The following is a 20,654-nucleotide window of genomic DNA, read 5'->3' on the forward strand; positions in this document are numbered from 1 at the left end:
TGGATGATGACGGGTATGTTAGGGGTCATATGAACGAACAATATTCCGCAATGCGAAGTAACGTCAGTATGCTCGGCAAACTACTCGGGGAAACCATCAAGGAAGCGTTAGGCGAACACATTCTTGATCGGGTAGAAACCATCCGTAAATTATCCAAATCTTCGCGAGCGGGGAATGAAGCGAGCCGTCAGGAACTGCTGACGACGCTGCAAAATTTGTCCAACGACGAGCTGTTACCTGTCGCCCGTGCTTTTAGCCAATTCCTCAATCTGACGAATACGGCGGAGCAATACCACAGCATTTCACCCCACGGTGAAGCGGCAAGCAATCCAGAAGCGCTGGCTCAACTGTTCACTCGGTTAAAAAATAAAAAGCTGAGCGAGAAAGATATGCGCAGCGCGGTTGAAGAGTTATCCATTGAGCTGGTCTTAACTGCTCACCCAACCGAAATAACTCGCCGTACGTTGATTCATAAACTGGTGGAAGTGAATACCTGCCTGAGCCAGTTGGATCATAATGATTTAGCCGATTACGAACGCAACAAGATCATGCGTCGTTTACGGCAGTTAGTCGCACAATCATGGCATACCGACGAAATTCGTAAAATTCGCCCTTCCCCTGTTGATGAAGCCAAATGGGGCTTTGCCGTGGTGGAAAATAGCCTGTGGGAAGGCGTACCTGCTTTCTTGCGCGAGTTTAACGAGCAGTTGCAAAACTCCCTCGATTACCGCTTGCCGGTTGAAGCTGTGCCGATTCGCTTCACTTCATGGATGGGCGGTGACCGTGACGGTAACCCCAATGTGACGGCAGAAATTACCCGCCACGTGCTGCTGCTCAGCCGCTGGAAAGCCACTGATTTGTTCCTGCGTGATATTCAGGTTCTGGTCTCAGAGCTTTCAATGTCTGAATGTACGCCTGAACTGCGTGAATTGGCTGGTGGCGACGAAGTGCCAGAACCCTATCGTGAACTGATGAAACGAGTTCGGACTCAGTTAACGAACACACAGGCTTATCTGGAAAAACGCCTGAAAGGCGAGCGCGTATTGCCACCGACTGACCTGTTAGTGAGCAATGACCAACTGTGGGATCCACTCTACGCCTGTTATCAGTCCCTGAAAGCCTGCGGCATGGAGATCATCGCCAACGGTCAGTTACTGGACACACTGCGCCGCGTCCGCTGTTTTGGCGTGCCTTTGGTGCGTATCGATGTGCGCCAAGAAAGCACCCGCCATACCGATGCCATTGCAGAGTTAACCCGCTATCTGGGCCTCGGCGATTATGAGAGCTGGTCTGAAGCGGACAAACAAGCCTTCCTGATCCGTGAATTGAACTCCAAGCGCCCGCTGGTTCCACTGAAATGGGAGCCAAGTGCTGATACACAGGAAGTGCTTGAAACTTGTCGGGTGATTGCTGAAGCCCCGCAAGGCTCTATCGCCGCCTATGTTATCTCGATGGCGAAAGTCCCCTCTGACGTGCTGGCCGTGCATTTATTGCTGAAAGAAGCCGGTTGTCCGTTCACGTTGCCGGTCGCGCCATTGTTCGAAACCCTTGATGATTTGAACAACGCTGACGATGTGATGACGCAGTTGCTGAGCATCGACTGGTATCGTGGTCTGATTCAAGGCAAGCAGATGGTGATGATTGGCTATTCTGACTCGGCGAAAGACGCCGGTGTGATGGCCGCATCTTGGGCGCAATATCGTGCGCAAGACGCCTTGATCAAGACCTGCGAGAAAGCGGGCATCTCTCTGACGCTGTTCCATGGTCGTGGTGGTTCTATTGGTCGCGGTGGTGCACCAGCCCATGCTGCGCTGCTCTCTCAACCTCCGGGTAGCCTGAAAGGCGGCTTACGTGTGACTGAACAAGGCGAGATGATCCGCTTTAAATTTGGTCTGCCGGAAGTCACCATCAGCAGCTTGGCCCTGTACGCAGGCGCCATTTTGGAAGCGAATCTGCTCCCGCCACCGGAACCGAAGAAAGAATGGATTGAGGTGATGGATATCTTGTCGGATGCTTCCTGCGATATGTATCGCGGTTATGTGCGCGAGAATCCAGAATTCGTCCCTTACTTCCGCGCCGCAACGCCAGAGCTGGAATTAGGTAAGCTGCCATTGGGTTCACGCCCTGCCAAACGCCGCCCGAACGGCGGAGTCGAGAGCTTACGTGCGATTCCATGGATCTTCGCGTGGACACAAAACCGCCTAATGCTGCCCGCATGGTTGGGTGCCGGTGCCGGTTTGCAGAAAGCGATTGATGCCGGTAAGCGTGATGCGCTCGCCGCTATGTGCCGCAACTGGCCATTCTTCTCGACCCGTATTGGTATGCTGGAAATGGTGTTCGCCAAAGCCGATTTGTGGTTGGCAGAATATTACGATCAGCGTTTGGTCGAGAAATCTTTGTGGCCACTGGGCCAGCAATTACGCGATCAGTTAGAAGCAGATATTAAAGTGGTGCTGGCAATTGCCAATGACGATCACTTGATGGCTGATTTGCCGTGGATTGCGGAGTCTATCGCGTTACGTAACGTGTATACCGACCCGTTGAACGTCCTGCAAGCAGAACTGTTGCACCGTTCACGCCAGCAAGAACACCCAGATGCGCGTGTTGAACAAGCATTGATGGTGACGATTGCAGGTGTCGCGGCAGGTATGCGCAACACAGGCTAGTACTCAAGGCTCATTTGAACCGGCTAGCTTATAGCCGGTTTACGAGCCTTTAGCCGACTAGCAAGTTGGTCAGGTCGGTTGGCATATCATTTGTGCCCAACCGACCATCCACATCAAAATCATCAGTCGATCGTAGCGCTAACCTATAAATTTCTGGGCTGCCGCCTGACTCATACCGAATACTACCAATACTGCTCGCTGCTCATATGCCCCGGTTTACGGCGCAGATGTTTACGCATCTCACGTTGTTCTTTCAGTAACTGCTGAGTGTCACGCACCATTTGCGGATTGCCGCACAGCATGACATGGCTATCTGCGGCATCCATCTTCAAGCCCACTGCCGCTTCCAATGCGCCACTCTCAATTAATGCAGGCACCCTGCCAGTCAACGAACCGGGGGACTGTTCGCGGCTTACCACGGTCTGAATACGGAGCTTGCCGTTATAGCGTTGTTCCAATTGCTGCATCAAGGGCAAATAACTGAGGTCACGAACAAAACGGGCCGCATGGACCAATACCACATGCTTAAAGCGTTCCAGATCACGCCCTTCCTGCAAAATAGACAGATAGGGGCCGATGGCAGTGCCGGTGGCCAGCATCCATAAGGTATCGCAATCGGGTATCTCTTCCAGCACGAAGAAACCCGCAGCCTGCTTGGTCACCATCACCTCATCGCCGACAGCCAATTGATCTAGCCGAGGACTGAGTTTACCTTCCGGCACCGTGACCAGATAGAACTCCAGATTCTCATCACTTGGGGCGTTAACGTATGAATAAGCCCTCTGTATCCGCTCACCATTGATATCTAATGCCAGCTTGGCAAATTGGCCAGCCGTAAAGGGATCGACCGGTGCATTAACCCGAATGCTGAACAGCGCGTCTGTCCAGTGATCGACGTGAGTAATCTTGCCACTAACCCATTCAGCCATCGTTATGGTCCCTATTAGAAGTCATGCCAAAAGCGCAGGCGATATTTTAGGGGATTTGCCTAAAAAGTATTATCGATTAAATGTTATCGCGCTGTTTTACTTAACAGATTCATTTCGCCAACGTGAATATGGACAGTTTACTTTACGTGTTTGGTGTTTTTATCTGCCAATATTCGATTTTGTAATATGTCGTGCTGCATAGATAAATAATCTAAATTTGTTAGCTTATACGCCGATAGTGAGGTGTGTCACAAAAAAGACACGTATTACAGCTTATTGATGCTTTAAGATAATGAAAAAAATAGAAAATCTTCACCTGCTTGTGATGTTAATCCTGCTCGTTGCCGTGGGCCAAATGGCGCAAACGATCTATGTGCCAGTCATCGCGGATATCGCCCGTGACTTTTCGGTTCGTACCGGAGTGGTGCAGCGTGTGATGGCGGCTTATTTGTTGACCTATGGCTTCTCACAGTTGATTTATGGCCCACTTTCCGACCGTGTTGGTCGTCGTCCGGTGATTCTGGCAGGCATGATGATCTTTATGTTAGGCGCATTAGGAGCTTGGCTGGCTAGCAGTCTCACCATGCTGGTGGCTGCTAGTGCTTTACAGGGCATGGGGACGGGTGTTGCGGGCGTTATGGCGCGGACAATGCCCCGTGACCTTTATTCTGGCACGTCATTACGTTATGCCAACAGTATGTTAAACATGGGAATTTTGGTCAGCCCGCTACTGGCACCGGTTATCGGCGGGGTATTGGCAAGCCTGTTTGGCTGGCGTGCATCCTACGCATTCCTGCTATTTTTATGCAGTTTAGTCGCATTTTGTATGTTCCGGTGGTTACCAGAAACTCGGCCACAGCAAACGGAAAAACGGCGTATGTTAGCCAGCTTTCGCCTGCTGCTATCTGACGGTGCTTTTAGCTGTTATCTGGTGATGTTAATTGGCGCATTAGCCGGGATTGCCGTATTTGAGGCCAGTGCGGGTGTGTTGATGGGGGGCGTGCTTGGGCTAAGTGGTGTGACCGTCAGTATTTTGTTTATTTTACCCATTCCGGCGGCCTTCTTTGGTGCATGGTATGCCGGTCGTGACGGTAAGACCTTCCACAGTCTGATGTGGCATTCCGTTATCAGTTGCCTGCTGGCTGGGCTAATGATGTGGATCCCCAGTTGGTTTGGCGTGATGAATATCTGGACGTTAGTGATACCCGCCGCCCTCTTTTTCTTTGGTGCGGGCATGCTATTCCCGCTGGCAACGACAGGGGCAATGGAACCCTTTCCGTATCTGGCCGGTGCGGCTGGCGCCTTAGTGGGTGGGTTGCAAAATGTAGGTTCAGGATTAGCGACGTGGCTATCCGCCATGTTGCCGCAAACGGGGCAATTCAGTCTGGGGTTGTTAATGTTCGCGATGGCAATCGTGATTCTGCTCTGCTGGTGGCCGTTATCCCATCGGATGCAGCCCCAAGAGCACCGCGCTTAACTTAAACTAACGGGTACTGAATTCAGTACCCGTTTTTATTGCTGTGACAAAGGGTATTACCTGACAAACGGTGTTGCTGTGACCACTACAGTAAAAACTCATGCAGCGCCGGATCTTTACGGTCGAGGAAATGAGTAGAGCGGATACGGCGAATAGTCCGAGATTTGCCTCGGATTAGCAATGTTTCGGTGGTCGCCATGTTCCCTTTGCGATAAATCCCCTCCAGTAAATCACCTTTGGTAATCCCAGTGGCAGAGAAAATGACATTGTCATTACGAGCCATATCCCCCAGTAGCAGAACCTTACCGGCTTCAATACCCATTGATTTGCAGCGGGCTAACTCTTGCTCGCCAATACGGCGGTTATCGTCGTTATCCCCTTTAACATGGTGACGCGCCAATAAGCGGCCTTGCATGTCACCGTCTAAAGCACGGATAACCGCAGCAGAAATAACGCCTTCAGGGGCTCCACCGATGCAGTACATCACATCGACTTCACTTTCGGGCATGCAGGTCAAAATAGACGCCGCGACGTCACCATCAGGAATAGCGAATACTTTTACACCCAGTTGCTGCATTTCGGCAATGATGCCGTCATGACGCGGCTTAGCAAGGGTGATCACCGTGAGATCAGCCAAAGGCTTGTTCAACTGACGAGCCACATTGCGTAGGTTTTGCTCAAGCGATAAATTCAGGTCAATAGCGCCTTTCGCCCCCGGGCCAACCACCAGCTTTTCCATGTACATATCAGGCGCATGTAAAAATGTGCCTTTATCGCCGACGGCCAGTACTGCCAATGCATTGGCCTGCCCCATGGCAGTCATGCGCGTGCCTTCAATGGGATCAACCGCGATATCAACAGCATCCCCTTGCCCCGTGCCGACGTTTTCACCGATAAACAGCATTGGCGCTTCATCGATTTCACCTTCACCGATAACAATTTGCCCATCAATGTTGACCTGATTGAGCATAATTCGCATAGCCCTTACTGCTGCGCCGTCAGCGGCATTTTTATCGCCTCGACCCAGCCACTTATACCCTGCTAATGCAGCGGCTTCGGTAACACGGGAAAACTCGATGGCTAATTCACGTTTCATGGTTAGACCTGTTGATTGCGGGATGAGGAACTGATGTTTGGGCGGGAATTCTACCACCCTTCGTACTTGAAGTCGTAGGGGTGTTAGCTCGGTGTAAGCTCATCGGGATTTAAACGAAAAACGCGCTATCGGGGGGTGATAGCGCGTTGTTTGCAAATTACGTCCAATGTAAAAGCACGTTCAGCGTAAAACAGGCGAGGTGTTACTCGTCGTGCTCTTCCCATGCCTGAGCACGGGCCACGGCTTTCTTCCAACCTTTATAACGGAAATCACGCTCGGTGGTTTCAATCCCTGGGCGGAATTCACGCTCAATGGTGGCCTTGCTCTTCACTTCGTCCAGATCATTCCAGAAGCCCGTCGCCAGACCCGCGAGGAAGGCGGCACCCAATGCCGTACTTTCGCGCACAGCAGGACGCTCAACACGCGTACCCAGAATATCGGCTTGGAACTGCATCAAGAAGTTGTTAGCCACTGCGCCACCGTCTACACGCAGTGATTTCAGGCGTTCGCCAGAATCCGCTTGCATTGCATCCAGCACATCGCGAGTTTGGTAAGCAATCGACTCCAGTGTTGCACGGATAATATGGTTGCTGTTAACACCACGGGTCAGGCCGAAAATCGCACCACGGGCATACGGGTCCCAATAAGGGGCACCTAAGCCAGTAAAGGCAGGCACGACGTAAACACCGTTACTGTCTTTCACTTTAGTGGCGAAATATTCGGAGTCGGTAGCATCACTGATCAATTTCAGCTCGTCACGTAACCATTGAATAGAGGCACCACCGATAAACACCGCACCTTCTAGCGCATAGTTAACTTCGCCGCGCGGACCACAAGCGATAGTCGTCAGCAGCCCATGATGAGACTGAACGGCTTCTTCACCGGTATTCATCAACAAGAAGCAGCCCGTACCGTAGGTGTTTTTCGCCATCCCCGGTTGTACACAAAGCTGACCGAACAAGGCCGCTTGTTGGTCACCGGCAATCCCTGCGATTGGAATACGCGTCCCACCTTTACCACCAATGTTGGTTTTGCCGTAAATTTCTGAGGATGGGCGAACTTCAGGCAACATAGCGCGTGGAATGTTCAGCGCGGTCAACATGCGCTCATCCCACTCTTTGGTACGGATATTAAACATCATAGTACGTGATGCGTTGGTGTAATCCGTTACGTGAACACGGCCTTGTGTCATATTCCACACCAGCCAAGTATCCACAGTACCAAACAGCAACTCGCCACGTTCAGCACGCTCACGTGCACCTTCGACGTTATCGAGGATCCATTTTACTTTCGTACCGGAGAAGTAAGGGTCAACCACTAAGCCTGTATTGTGGCGGATGTACTCTTCCAGCCCTTCTTTTTTCAATTTTTCGCAGATATCTGCCGTACGACGACATTGCCAGACAATCGCGTTATACACCGGCTTACCGGTTTCTTTATCCCAAACAATCGTGGTTTCACGTTGGTTGGTGATACCGATACCCGCTATTTCATCAGAACTGATACCGGCTTTTGCCAGCACTTCAACCAGTGTAGAACTTTGGGTCGCCCATATTTCCATTGGGTCATGTTCAACCCAACCCGCTTTCGGGTAGATTTGAGTGAATTCGCGCTGAGACACACTCACGATATTAGCATCATGATCCATCACCACGGCTCTGGAGCTGGTGGTGCCCTGATCAAGCGCAACAATATATTTTTTTTGAGTCGTATTTTCAGTTGTCATAATAAGCTCACATTTTAAGTTGCCGTTTATCGCAGTATCTAATATTTATGCTTTACGTTCTGTGGTCGTAGCCGTGGTTTCGTCTTCATCGCTGACACAGACATCACAAGGTAAGTGACGACCAATCAGCGCACGGTAACCAAACGCACCGAGTAACGCGCCGACGATTGGCCCGAAGATTGGCACCAAGAAGTAGGGAATATCACGCCCACCAGTAAAGGCGACTTCGCCCCAACCTGCCAGATAAGCAAATGTTTTCGGACCAAAGTCACGTGCTGGGTTTAATGCAAAGCCAGTCAGTGGCCCCATAGATGCACCGATAACGGCGATCAGAATACCAATCAGCAGTGGTGCCAGTGGACCGCGTGGAATGCCGTTACCATCGTCAGTCAGTGCCAAAATCAGGCACATCAAAATCGCGGTAATCACGGTTTCAACTAAGAATGCTTGGAAAACAGAAATATGCGGATTGGCGTAGGTAGAGAAAATACCCGCCAGATCGATGCTCTCGGCACTGCCGCGAACCATTTGATGAGTTTGTTCAAAATCGACGAACAGGTTGTAATACAGGCCGTACACTAATGCCGCGGCACAAAAAGCACCGGCAACCTGCGCCACGATATAGGGGATAACTTTGCGGCGATCGAAGCAAGCGAATAACCACAATGCAATGGTTACCGCTGGATTAAGATGTGCACCTGAAATTGCTGCGGTCAAATAGATGGCCATGGCAACACCTAGGCCCCAAATAATACTAATTTCCCATTGGCCGAAACTGGCGCCTGCCAATTTCAACGCAGCAACACAGCCCACACCGAAAAAGATTAGCAGACCCGTACCGAGGAACTCTGCGATACATTGGCCTTTCAAGGTCGAACTAGCGGTTTGGCTCATAGTAGATGTCCTAGAGACAGAGATTTATAGGGTATTTCTTATTTTTGCCCTTCGGACGACGAAGGGAGTGATGTAAATTTATCGTTAACGAGCACAAACGAGAAATAGCGAAATCAAAATGTGTGTAGTGCGTCATAAAAATGAGCGATTTCGCGTTATACATGGATGTTAAGGGACTTTGAAAGTGTGATCAGACCAGTACTTTTCTCCCTGCTTGTTAAAAGAATGTTCGATTCTACAGAATAGATAAGCATCGTCTTTCAGTTTTTGCCGATAGTCACTTATAAGAAATTGCTACAGAGTGTAGTTTGTGCCGGTATGGCGCTAGACAGGGGGAGACTGGCTACATACAATCGTTTAAGAATATCAGTTTATCAAGAGCATCGTTTTATCAAGCTGCGTCGCCTTTGCGAAGGAACGCGTGAGAACATAGCGCTTGTTTCACTAGTTCGATAGATATATAGCGCGATAAGTATTCACAGCAGTTTCATCTGCCGAAGGTTGCTTTAGTCGACTCGGTGACGTCGGTCATACAGTAACTTCGGTGAAGCATGATGACTGCGACCCAAAGATGTACGCCTTGCTACCATAAGGGGACCGAAGAATGTCATTTGAAGTATTTGAGAAATTGGAAGTTAAAGTTCAGCAGGCGATTGATACCATCACATTGTTGCAGATGGAAATTGAAGAGCTGAAAGAGAAGAATAACACCCTGTCCCAAGAAGTTCAGGATGCCGCGGGTGGCCGTGAAGCCTTAGTGCGCGAAAATGAGCAACTAAAGCAAGAGCAGCACGTCTGGCAGGATCGCTTGCGGGCACTATTGGGCAAGATGGAAGAAGTCTGAGTACTGGCTGGCTTTCACAAATTCTTCCTGCTTGAAATAACAGGAAAGCAAAAGGGCGATATCAATATCGCCCTTTTTTATGCTTCGCTGAAAGCGCCGTAAGATGTTACTCAATATCCAAGGGTTCTTCTGACAAAATCATCCCTGTGTTATCAGCATACAGATGGTCACCGGAGAAGAAGGTCACACCGCCAAAGTTTACGCGGATATCACTCTCACCAATGCCTTCATCCGCAGCACCAACAGGGATCGCGGCCATTGCCTGAATACCGATATCTAACTCAGCCAGCTCATCGACCTGACGCACGGCACCGTAAACGACAATACCTTCCCACTCGTTTTTCAGTGCTAAATCAGCGAGTTCAGCATTGACTAATGCACGGCGCACCGAGCCACCGCCATCAACGACCAAGACACGGCCAAGACCATTTTCTTCCAGTAGGTCAAACAACAAGCCGTTATCTTCGAAACATTTTACAGTAGTAATCTTGCCACCAAATGAAGTACGTCCGCCAAAATTGGAGAACAGTGGTTCTACCACATTTACCTCTTCATGATAGATATCGCAGAGATCGGAAGTATCATATTTCATAGGATTTACGTCTGGTTGCGGCTGGGATGCTAAGTATATCCCTTTCTGGCCGTTGTTGGCAAAAGCATCAATTGTTAAATCAATCCGAGCCAGCCTTTCCGCCTGCTTGCTCGGACAATTAATGAGGCAGGATTAACTCAGCACCAAGCCTACAGCAAATAGGACGTTGGTCAGGAGTGCGGCTTTAACCATATGCTCGAGCATTGGGCGCATACCTGCTGATGTTGGCTCACGCAGTACAAACAACGCGTGCTTAACCAGTAATGGCACTGCCAGAACAAAAATCCATCCTGCCCAACTGTGCAGATTCAGCAGGCTAAATAACGCCAGACAGAAGATAGCCGCCGCGATAAGTAAGGCATGATAATAGCGTGCGACTACTGGGCCTAAGCGTACTGCCAGCGTATTTTTACCATTGGCTCGGTCACTTTCGATATCGCGCAAATTATTAATATTCAAAACAGCGGTAGCAAGTAAGCCGCAGGCAGTGGCTGGCAGCATAACAATGCTGTCGAAGTGGCCCGCCTGAAGGTAATAAGTCCCTGCGACACTTAACCAGCCGAAGAACACCAATACCGAAATATCCCCTAACCCCATATAGCCATAGGGTTTGTTGCCCACGGTATAAGTGATAGCCGCCATGATGGCCATCAGACCGAGGACTAAGAAGCCTAAGATGTCACTGGGCTTTTCACAGGCAATGGCGATAAGTGAAACACCAGAAATGATCGTCAGCACTACCGTGATAATCAGTGCGACTTTCATCTGATGGCGGGTAATCATTCCTTTTTGCATGCCACGTAATGGCCCAATACGCTCTTCGGTATCACTGCCTTTAATGGCATCACCGTAATCATTGGCCAAATTGGAGAGAATTTGCAGCAGGCCAGCGGTTAACAAAGCGAGTAAAGCGACGGCGGGTTTAAAACTATCGAGCCAGAAAGCCAGTGCTGATCCAGTAACGATAGAGGCAAAAGCCAGTGGTAGGGTTCGTGGCCGTAGGCTTTCCAGCCAAGCCTGAGTTTGGCTGGTGTTGGTTGATAGGCTCATTTTTCGCTTCATTTAATAGGAGTCTGGTCCGCCCATATTGGCGCGTTATAAAAATCATGTCTGCCAAGAATAATGTCGCCAGAAATAATGTCATCAAAAAATAAATTTGATAGCAAAAATCTTGACGGAAACCCTGTTACTGAAAACGGTTTTAACGAAAACAACATTAATGAATGTAGCATGCGCGAGAACAGAATTAATGAAAAACAAGGTTCGCTAAAACAAGAATGGGAGGCAATGCCTCCCACTCGATATTGACTGGCGAATTATAGAATGAAACGACTCAGGTCTTCATCAGCGACCAATTCATCCAAGTGCTTACCGACATACTCCGCATCAATCGTAATGGATTGACCCTGACTCTCGCTGGCGTCATAGGAGATATCTTCCATCAAGCGCTCCAGCACGGTATGTAAACGACGTGCGCCGATGTTCTCGGTACGCTCGTTAACCTGCCATGCCGCTTCTGCGATTTTGCGGATACCTTCGCGTGTGAATTCTACCGTCACGCCTTCCGTTGCCATTAGAGCTTTGTACTGCTCGGTCAACGAAGCACTCGGTTCAGTCAGAATACGCTCGAAATCATCGGTGGTCAGTGCCTGCAATTCCACGCGGATAGGCAAGCGACCTTGTAATTCCGGAATAAGATCTGACGGGCTGGAGACTTGGAACGCACCGGAGGCGATAAACAGAATATGATCTGTTTTCACCATACCGTGTTTGGTTGACACGGTGCAGCCTTCAACCAATGGCAGCAGGTCACGCTGTACCCCCTCGCGGGAGACATCTGGGCCTGACGTTTGGCCGCGCTTACAGATCTTATCGATTTCATCGACGAACACGATCCCGTGCTGTTCCACGGCATCAATTGCCTGCTGCTTTAGCTCTTCTGGGTTAACCAGCTTCGCGCCCTCTTCCTCAATCAGCAATTTGAATGCATCTTTGATTTTGATTTTGCGTGGCTTTTGTTTCTGACCAGCGATGTTCTGGAACATCGATTGTAGTTGATTAGTCATCTCCTCCATACCTGGAGGTGCCATAATTTCCACCCCCATTGGCGAAGCGGCCAGATCGATTTCAATCTCTTTATCGTCTAGTTGGCCTTCACGCAATTTTTTGCGGAACGCTTGGCGAGTAGCCGATGGTTCTTGGTTTTCATCCGGTTGGCCCCAGTTATTTTTGGCCGGCGGGATAAGCACGTCAAGAATACGTTCTTCCGCTAATTCTTCCGCACGATAGCGCATTTTCTCAATGGATTGATGACGAACCATTTTTACCGCTGCGTCGGTCAGATCGCGGATAATCGAATCCACTTCCTTACCCACATAGCCAACTTCAGTAAATTTGGTCGCTTCAACTTTGATGAATGGCGCATTGGCCAGTTTTGCCAGACGGCGGGCAATTTCAGTTTTACCCACACCGGTTGGGCCAATCATCAGAATATTTTTAGGGGTCACTTCATGGCGCAGCTCTTCGTTGAGCTGCATACGACGCCAGCGGTTACGCAGAGCAATGGCCACTGCTCGTTTCGCTTTATCTTGCCCGATAATGTAGCTATCAAGTTCGCTGACAATCTCACGTGGGGTCATTTCAGACATATCACTCTATCCTTACGCTTTATTCGTTAATCACGCCTAGCGGTTTAATGCTTAGTACGTTAATTCTTCAATGGTTTGGAAGCGGTTGGTATAGATACAGATATCCCCCGCAATGCTCAGTGATTTCTCAACAATATCCCGCGCACCTAATTCGGTATTTTCGAGTAGCGCACGTGCTGCTGACTGGGCATAAGGTCCACCGGAACCGATCGCAATCAGATCATCTTCGGGCTGAACAACATCGCCATTACCGGTAATAATCAGTGAGGCAGTTTCATCCGCCACAGCTAAGAGTGCTTCAAGTTTGCGTAACATGCGGTCAGTGCGCCAATCTTTGGCTAACTCAACCGCCGCTTTCGTCAGATGGCCTTGGTGCATCTCCAATTTACGCTCGAACAATTCAAATAGCGTAAAGGCATCAGCGGTTCCCCCCGCAAAGCCAGCAATGACTTTATTGTTATAAAGACGGCGTACTTTTTTAGCATTGCCTTTCATGACGGTATTGCCCAGGGTGACCTGGCCATCACCACCAATCACGACATGACCATTACGGCGAACACTTACAATTGTTGTCACGAGCGGACCCTCGTTGCAGACTGAATGAACCCCCATACTGCCCTTCAGAAAAACAGTATGGGGTATATTGAGATTATAAATGGGGGAGGATTACGACTTTTCAACCCCCGACAGCGAGGGGAATACATCCTGATTGACCTGCACCCTGCAAACGCTGCAAGGTTTTATCTGCCGCCGCTTTCGTGCTGTACGGGCCGAGCACGACGCGATTCCAACCACCGCCAGTGGTAATACGGCTTTCGATACCACCAAATGCCAACTGGGCTCGGATAGATTCAGCCTGATCGATAGCTTTGAATGAGCCACATTGCACCATCCAACGCTGTGCTTTTTCTTTCTCTTTTTCTGGTTTCGGTGGTGTCGCGGCCTGCGTGACCGGCGCAACAGGTTGTGTACGCGGCGGTGTAGAGACCGGTGGCTGCGTTTGAGTCTGCGCCCGTGTTTGCGATGGTACCTGCGTTTGCGGTTGTATTGGCGCTGTCACCTGACGCGGTTGCGTTAGTGGTGGCTGTGTTAATGGTTGCTGCATATTCGTCGTCGGCGGTGTAATCGTTACCGCAGAACGTGGCACCGATATTCCTTGGTTATAAGGCACCTCGGACAACTGTGTTGGCTGTTGACGCATATCGGCCTGCATCTGCTCAAGCAATTGCCGCTGTTCATTCGTTAGCTGAGTCTTAGAATTGACCTCACCACCGGCAGAAGGCTCGGTCGGCGTCGGTACGCCAATTTGGCGATTTTCCAGCTCTTTAATGTAGCGCCAGCGCTCCTCCGGTTTTGGCGGTAACCCATTACCTGTACGGGGGCCACTGTTAGGCAGCAACGGAAGCTCATCTGGCTTATTGTGCGTAATGAAATAAAGGCCGCCAACAAATACCACTAATAACGCGACGGCCAGTGCCACCACGGTTTTAGATACTGCTGGTGCACTGCGTTTTTTCCGGCTAGTGCTTTTGCGCCGCGCTCCTGAGCGCCCTCGGCTTACATAATCTCTTTGTGCCACTATCGTTTCGCTGCGTCATAATGATGGAATAAGTCCGTCATGTTACTGAACCCCTGAATATTTGCCTAGCTTTTAGGCGCAGCAGTACTTTCCCTGATGATTAATTCGGTGTCTAACAAGCGGGAGCCACTTTGTACTGAATGCCCTTGTAACTGTTCGAGTAATAGTAACATGGCTTGCTGACCAATTTGATAACGAGGTTGCGCTACCGTGGTTAAGGGGGGATCGCAATATTGTGACAGCTTCAGATCATCAAACCCAACCAGTGAGACGTCTCGCGGTACATTGAGCCCCATTCTCTTCGCCTGCCACATTGCACCTATCGCCATCACATCATTGTGACAAAATATTGCCGTTGGCGGATTGGGTAGTGTCATCAGGGTAGCGAAGGTCTCAGCACCCGATTCATAACTGAAGTCACCGCGTATAACATAATCGTTATCGACCACCACGCCATTACGTCGCAGCGCCTGAATATACCCTTGTAGCCGGTAATGACTCAGCGGTAGTGTCTCTGGTCCCGCAATACAGGCGATGCGTTTATGCCCTAACTCATGCAGATAGTTAACCGCTTCAAAAGCAGCGGTCAAATTATCAATATGTACCGTTGGTAGTTCCAACTCAGGTGAGAATTCGTTTGCCATCACCATCGGCGGTAAATTGCGTTGTTCTTCTTTACTGGCATCAAACGGCAAATTCGAACCTAACAGCAACATGCCATCGATCTGTTTAGTAATGATCAGATTAAGGAAAGTACGCTCTTGCTGAGTTTGTTGTGCGCAGTCGCCGATTAAGATCAGATATTCTTGCTGAGCGGCGGCATGTTCAATGCCCTGAATGATGTCGGCAAAAAACGGATCACTGATATCCGGTACGATGACCAGAATGGTGCGCGATTCATTACGTTTGATGTTGCGAGATAAAGCATGAGGAGAGTAACCCACAGCCAGAACAGCTTGTTCCACTTTTTGTCGGGTCACTGCTGAAACCTTTTCTGGGTTCATTAACGCACGTGATACCGTCGCTGTTGAAACGCCCGCCATGCCAGCAACATCTTTCATGGTGGCCACCGTGAATTCTTTCTTCTGTTCCAACGCCTTTCTCCTTGCTCTGGCGTAATGCCAGCCCTAATGACTTTGAGATATCCCGAGGCCAATCGCTCAGGATATTAACGAGTTGTCACACGGCTATCAGTGTTACCGGTCGGCCGCGCTCATATCCTTTCATGGCAGTGTGGTTTCGATTAATAACAAACTTTGGAACATTCTATACAGATAGTGAGGGTAATTTGTTACCTAATTTGCATTAAAAGTGTGACATAAGTAGGTTTTTTCGAACTGGCTCGCAGAAAGCAGGGTAATCGATTGCTTAGAGACGTGGATCGAACAAAAAATCATCCATATACACCCCAAATAACATGAGGATTATTCATTACCGAAAGTCAGTGATTCGGGTAAGTGAGCGTAGCTAACAACGCTGCGGCGACAAGGACGAAGGGTAATTAGTTATCGATTGGATCCACATCCAACGCCCACTTAACCTTCCGCGCCTGCGGCAACGTATTGATCAACGACTGAGACGTTTTAATCAGTCGCTGTAGCAGTTGGCGTGAGGGATGCTGTAGCAAGAGTTGCCAGCGGAAACGCCCACCACGCTTGGCTTGCAGTGCGGGTACTGGCCCCATTATCCAGAGTGCATCATCTTTGAGCGGACTGGCTTCCAGTAAATTGCGTAATTGTTGCAGAAAAAGCGCTGACTGCTGATTATCGTGATCCTCGCTGCGCACGATGATGTGGCTCGTATAAGGCGGTAAAAAGACGCTTTTACGTTCCGCAAGTGCCTGTTTGGCAAAAGCGTCGTATCCCTGCTGCAATAAAATTTGCAGCAACGGATGCTCAGGGTGATGCGTTTGTAAAATAACTTCACCTTGCTTACCGGCACGGCCCGCACGACCTGATACCTGTGTATAGAGCTGCGCGAAACGCTCCGCTGAACGAAAATCAGCCGAGAAGAGCGCACCATCAACATCCAGCAATGCCACCAGCGTCACATCGGGGAAATGGTGACCTTTCGCCAACATTTGCGTACCAATCAAAATACGCGCTCCGCCCTGATGAACGTCGGCCAAATGCTGTTCCAACGACCCTTTACGACTCGTCGTGTCGCGGTCAATGCGGGTAATAGGGGTATCAGGGAACAGTGGCGCTAGCTCATTTTCCAATTGCTCGGTACCGACGCCGACAGACACCAAATGTGTGGTGCCGCATTTTGGGCATTGCTGAGGCACGGGCCTTTGACTGTCGCAATGGTGACAGCGGAGTTGGCGATGATTTTGATGCAAAGTGTAATAGTGATCGCAGCGCTGACACTCGGCAATCCAGCCACACTCGTGACACAGTAAAGCAGGTGCATACCCTCGACGATTCAGGAACAAAATGACCTGATTATCCGCTTGTAAATGGGCGCTAATTCTTTTCAACAGCGGCTGAGAAAGCCCGACTTTTAGTGGCAGCCCTTTAAGGTCGAGTAAGTGCTGTACTGCCGGTTTGGCATTGCCAGCTCGCTTTGACAACGTGAGCTGACGATACTTCCCCATTTGTACGTTATGCAGCGTTTCCAGTGCAGGGGTGGCGGTACCCATAACGATAGGAATGCCCTCTTCACGGGCGCGAAATACCGCTAAATCTCGGGCGTGATAGCGCCAACCTTCCTGCTGTTTGTATGAGGTGTCGTGCTCTTCATCGATAATAATCACGCCTAAACGGGCAAACGGCGTAAACAGCGCGGAGCGGGTCCCAATGACAATCGCAGCTTCACCGTCGCGGGCTCGCAACCAGACCGATAGACGTTCACTGTCGTTTAACCCGGAATGCAACACCTCAACCGGTGCGTTATATCGCTCACGGAAACGGGCGATGGTTTGCGGGGTCAAACCGATTTCAGGCACCAGCACCAGCGCTTGACGGCCCTGCGCCAGAATATTTTCCAGCACACTCAAATAGACTTCAGTTTTACCGGAGCCCGTCACCCCCGCCAGCAACCAAGCGGCAAACTGCGTATCTTCGCTGCGGATAGCCCCAACAGCCGTGGCCTGTTCGGTATTCAGCCGAAGCCGTTCGCCTAATACCGTAAAACCCTGACGCCAATCGGTGGTGGCTACTGTCTGCGTGCGTAGATCAATCAATCCTTTGCTACGCAAAGCTTGTAACGCACTTTCGGTTAACGCCATTTCATTCACTTGATGACGATAGACCGGTTTTTGTAATAACGCAGCGAGGGCTTGTTGCTGTTTTGGCGCGCGTTTTAAGCTTTCTGGTGGCGTGGCGCGCCCCTGCTCGGTCGCGAACCATTGCCACAAAGGTGCCGACTGCGCGGGTTTCCCTTGCCGCAACAAAATAGGCAAGGCATGAAAAAGCACTTCGCCTATTGGATAGTGGTAGTAGTCGGTTGCCCAACAAAGAATGCGCCATAGGCTGGGGGGAAATAAGCTGCGATCATCCAGAACGGCATCAATGGCTTTCAGTTGCTCAAGGGGAAATACGCTTGTCTCGCTAACCCCAACCACAATGCCGATAGCGGTACGTTTACCAAATGGCACGCTGACACGGGCACCTACCACCGGACAGGCCATGGCACTGTCTAATCGGTAATCAAAGGTACGGGCCAGCGGTACGGGTAAAGCCACTTGAACAACGGACATGTGTTTTTATCCTGAATGAGAAAATTGACCTGAGCAAAAAAGATTGAATAGTTTACACCGCATGCTACACAATGTGCGGATTCGATTGCGCGGCTTGGCTAAATTCTGTATGATTCGCCGCCTTTGATATAATTCGATATCAAATCCTGTTAACAAGCGTTGGTTACTTTATCAGCGATTGTTAGTTATCAATCGTGTGGTGTCTGGCGAATCAGGGCTGGATAGCGACACGGCCTAAATATAGAGGTTTTCCATGAAACAAGGTATCCACCCAAAATACGATTTAGTTACTGCCTCTTGCTCTTGCGGTAACGTTATCAAGATCAACTCTACCGTTGGTCATGACCTGAATCTGGACGTGTGCGGCGAATGCCACCCGTTCTACACTGGCAAGCAGCGTGATGTTGCGACCGGTGGCCGTGTTGACCGCTTTAACAAGCGTTTCAGCGTGCCAGGTGCTGCTAAGAAGTAATATCTGCTCGTCAGACGAAAAAGGCGCCCTCGGCGCCTTTTTTGTTTCTACTCCCCCTATTCATCATGTTTGATGAACGGGAAGCATTAGAAATCAATATTCCCAAGTATCGGGATCAACACCTAATTCACGCATTAAAATCTTCGCGGCTTCCGGAATTTCGTCACTGCGTTCTTTACGCAGATCCTCGTCATTCGGCAGCGGCTGACCAGTAAACGCATGCAAAAATGCTTCACACAACAATTCACTGTTGGTGGCGTGGCGCAGGTTATTGACCTGACGGCGGGTACGCTCATCCGTGAGGATTTTTAACACCTTCAGCGGGATGGATACCGTGATTTTTTTAACCTGCTCGCTTTTCTTGCCGTGTTCAGCGTAAGGGCTGACATACTCGCCGTTCCACTCAGCCATGGGACACCTTAAATTTGTCGGAAAAATATAAAATTCTGAAAACGGGTCAATTATGCCCGATCTTCGCTGTTCTCACTAAATAAATGTCAACTTTACTAGACTAAGGTCACTGAAATGCCGCTGTTGCTTGAGTTTACTGCGATCCTAACAATACTCCCGCCCAAATTACTGATTTAGGTATGTTCAGCCCTTTGCAGTAGTACCCGTGACTTTCACGACCCAAATGACACTTAATTAATAGCTGATACCTTTCTCTGCCGTCTTTGCGATTAAACAAGACATCACCGAAAACTGACTGTCATCATTAAGAGATCTAAAACCACAATAATTTTAACGGTTATTATTCCATTGCTCAATCTATACGCAAAGAAGTTTAGATGTCCAGATGTATTGACGTCCGTAATTTGTACGTCTACTCTGGCGTAACATTTTCTCGATCCCGGTTGGTGGAAATCCTTATGACGCGTAAACAGGCAACAATTGCAGTCCGTAGCGGATTGAATGATGACGAGCAATACGGCTGCGTTGTCCCCCCGATTCACCTCTCCAGTACTTACAATTTTATTGATTTTAATCAGCCACGTGCACATGACTATTCACGTCGCGGCAACCCAACACGTGATGTGGTGCAGCGGGCGCTGGCTGAACTGGAAGGGGGGGCGGGTGCCGTCATGACCAGCAGCGGGATGTCGGCGATTCATTTGGTTTGCACCACATTTTTAAAGCCAGGCGATTTGTTGGTCGCACCACACGATTGTTACGGTGGTAGTTACCGCTTATTCGATAGTCTGAGCAAGCGCGGGGCTTACCGCGTGTTGTTTGTTGATCAAGGGGATACTGCCGCCCTTAACCGAGCATTGGCTGAAAAACCTAAGCTGGTCTTGATTGAAACACCGAGTAACCCATTATTACGAGTGGTGGATATTGCGGCCATCTGCAAAGCAGCCCATGCTGTCGGCGCACTGACTGTTTGCGACAATACCTTCCTCAGCCCAGCCTTGCAGCAGCCCTTGTCTCTAGGGGCTGACTTAGTGGTTCACTCTTGTACTAAATATCTGAATGGTCACTCCGATGTGGTCGCGGGGGCAGTCATTGCCAAAGATCCTGAGTTAGCCGTCGAACTCGCTTGGTGGGCAAATAATATCGGTGTGACTGGGGCCGCGTTCGATAGTTATTTGTTATTACGTGGTTTACGAACCTTATCACCACGTATGGCCCAACAGCAGCGTAACGCAGATGACATTGTTCGCTATTTACAGCAGCAGCCTTTAGTGAAAAAGCTGTATCATCCTTCTCTGCCACAACATCCCGGCCACGAAATTGCTTGCCGTCAGCAGTCAGGTTTTGGTGCGATGCTCAGTTTTGAGCTAAATGGTGATGAACAGGTATTACGTCGTTTCCTCTCTGCCCTTGAGCTATTTACCTTGGCAGAGTCTTTGGGCGGCGTGGAAAGCCTAATCTCCCATGCTGCAACCATGACACATGCAGGTATGGCACCAGAAGCGCGTATTGCCGCAGGCATTACTGATAGCTTGTTGCGAATTTCCGTGGGTATTGAAGACAGCGAAGATTTGATTGCCGATCTGGAAAATGCATTCCAGTTGGCGGGAACGAGGTAAG

At 49.7% G+C, this 20,654-nt stretch carries 17 protein-coding genes; 5 read left to right on the plus strand and 12 right to left on the minus strand.

The window, feature by feature from the left end:
* The first annotated feature begins 29 nt into the window (after positions 1-29).
* Positions 30-2,666 (plus strand): phosphoenolpyruvate carboxylase, encoded by a 2,637-nt coding sequence (gene ppc / locus BN68_RS20235; protein WP_019213015.1) that lies wholly within the window; start codon positions 30-32, stop codon positions 2,664-2,666.
* A gap of 182 nt (positions 2,667-2,848) precedes the next feature.
* On the opposite strand, the gene fpr is transcribed toward ppc, so the two are convergent.
* Positions 2,849-3,595, minus strand: coding sequence for a ferredoxin--NADP(+) reductase (gene fpr / locus BN68_RS20240; protein ID WP_019213016.1), 747 nt, complete (start codon positions 3,593-3,595; stop codon positions 2,849-2,851).
* 292 nt (positions 3,596-3,887) lie between these two features.
* Between fpr and emrD the strand changes: the two genes are divergently transcribed.
* Positions 3,888-5,072: a multidrug efflux MFS transporter EmrD gene (gene emrD / locus BN68_RS20245; RefSeq protein WP_019213017.1), complete on the plus strand. Its 1,185-nt coding sequence runs from the start codon at positions 3,888-3,890 to the stop codon at positions 5,070-5,072.
* An 85-nt stretch (positions 5,073-5,157) separates the two neighbouring features.
* Here emrD and glpX read toward each other — a convergent pair whose 3' ends face one another.
* The 3 genes from glpX to BN68_RS20260 form a co-directional block, all read right to left on the minus strand.
* A complete protein-coding gene (glpX, locus tag BN68_RS20250) occupies positions 5,158-6,168 on the minus strand; it encodes a class II fructose-bisphosphatase (RefSeq protein ID WP_019213018.1) in 1,011 nt (336 codons plus the stop codon).
* 202 nt (positions 6,169-6,370) lie between these two features.
* Entirely contained in the window at positions 6,371-7,894 is a 1,524-nt protein-coding gene (gene glpK / locus BN68_RS20255; protein WP_019213019.1) for a glycerol kinase GlpK, read from the minus strand.
* A gap of 45 nt (positions 7,895-7,939) precedes the next feature.
* A complete protein-coding gene (locus BN68_RS20260; protein ID WP_019213020.1) occupies positions 7,940-8,788 on the minus strand; it encodes an MIP/aquaporin family protein in 849 nt (282 codons plus the stop codon).
* Positions 8,789-9,392: 604 nt separating this feature from the next.
* Between BN68_RS20260 and zapB the strand changes: the two genes are divergently transcribed.
* On the plus strand, positions 9,393-9,632 hold the full coding sequence (gene zapB, locus BN68_RS20265) for a septal ring assembly protein ZapB (RefSeq protein WP_004704796.1): 240 nt from the start codon (positions 9,393-9,395) through the stop codon (positions 9,630-9,632).
* Positions 9,633-9,738: 106 nt separating this feature from the next.
* On the opposite strand, the gene rraA is transcribed toward zapB, so the two are convergent.
* From rraA to priA, 7 genes are all read right to left on the minus strand, one after another.
* Positions 9,739-10,224, minus strand: a complete 486-nt coding sequence (gene rraA / locus BN68_RS20270) for a ribonuclease E activity regulator RraA (protein WP_019213021.1) — start codon at positions 10,222-10,224, stop codon at positions 9,739-9,741.
* Positions 10,225-10,356: 132 nt separating this feature from the next.
* Positions 10,357-11,274: a 1,4-dihydroxy-2-naphthoate polyprenyltransferase gene (locus BN68_RS20275; RefSeq protein ID WP_019213022.1), complete on the minus strand. Its 918-nt coding sequence runs from the start codon at positions 11,272-11,274 to the stop codon at positions 10,357-10,359.
* Between the two features lie 266 nt (positions 11,275-11,540).
* Positions 11,541-12,872: an HslU--HslV peptidase ATPase subunit gene (gene hslU / locus BN68_RS20280; RefSeq protein ID WP_019213023.1), complete on the minus strand. Its 1,332-nt coding sequence runs from the start codon at positions 12,870-12,872 to the stop codon at positions 11,541-11,543.
* 51 nt (positions 12,873-12,923) lie between these two features.
* Positions 12,924-13,448 (minus strand): ATP-dependent protease subunit HslV, encoded by a 525-nt coding sequence (gene hslV, locus BN68_RS20285; protein ID WP_004714422.1) that lies wholly within the window; start codon positions 13,446-13,448, stop codon positions 12,924-12,926.
* Positions 13,449-13,548: 100 nt separating this feature from the next.
* Positions 13,549-14,451, minus strand: a complete 903-nt coding sequence (gene ftsN / locus BN68_RS20290) for a cell division protein FtsN (RefSeq protein WP_019213025.1) — start codon at positions 14,449-14,451, stop codon at positions 13,549-13,551.
* A gap of 65 nt (positions 14,452-14,516) precedes the next feature.
* Positions 14,517-15,545: a DNA-binding transcriptional regulator CytR gene (gene cytR / locus BN68_RS20295; RefSeq protein ID WP_019213026.1), complete on the minus strand. Its 1,029-nt coding sequence runs from the start codon at positions 15,543-15,545 to the stop codon at positions 14,517-14,519.
* 407 nt (positions 15,546-15,952) lie between these two features.
* Entirely contained in the window at positions 15,953-18,151 is a 2,199-nt protein-coding gene (gene priA / locus BN68_RS20300) for a primosomal protein N' (protein ID WP_019213027.1), read from the minus strand.
* Positions 18,152-18,404: 253 nt separating this feature from the next.
* Between priA and rpmE the strand changes: the two genes are divergently transcribed.
* Positions 18,405-18,623 (plus strand): 50S ribosomal protein L31, encoded by a 219-nt coding sequence (gene rpmE, locus BN68_RS20305; protein ID WP_004876115.1) that lies wholly within the window; start codon positions 18,405-18,407, stop codon positions 18,621-18,623.
* A 93-nt stretch (positions 18,624-18,716) separates the two neighbouring features.
* Here rpmE and metJ read toward each other — a convergent pair whose 3' ends face one another.
* Positions 18,717-19,034, minus strand: coding sequence for a met regulon transcriptional regulator MetJ (metJ, locus tag BN68_RS20310; protein ID WP_004392248.1), 318 nt, complete (start codon positions 19,032-19,034; stop codon positions 18,717-18,719).
* Positions 19,035-19,492: 458 nt separating this feature from the next.
* Between metJ and metB the strand changes: the two genes are divergently transcribed.
* Positions 19,493-20,653 (plus strand): cystathionine gamma-synthase, encoded by a 1,161-nt coding sequence (metB, locus tag BN68_RS20315; protein WP_019213028.1) that lies wholly within the window; start codon positions 19,493-19,495, stop codon positions 20,651-20,653.
* The last annotated feature ends 1 nt before the right edge of the window (position 20,654 follow it).

The organism is Yersinia massiliensis CCUG 53443 (genome assembly GCF_000312485.1).
GTDB lineage: Bacteria > Pseudomonadota > Gammaproteobacteria > Enterobacterales > Enterobacteriaceae > Yersinia > Yersinia massiliensis.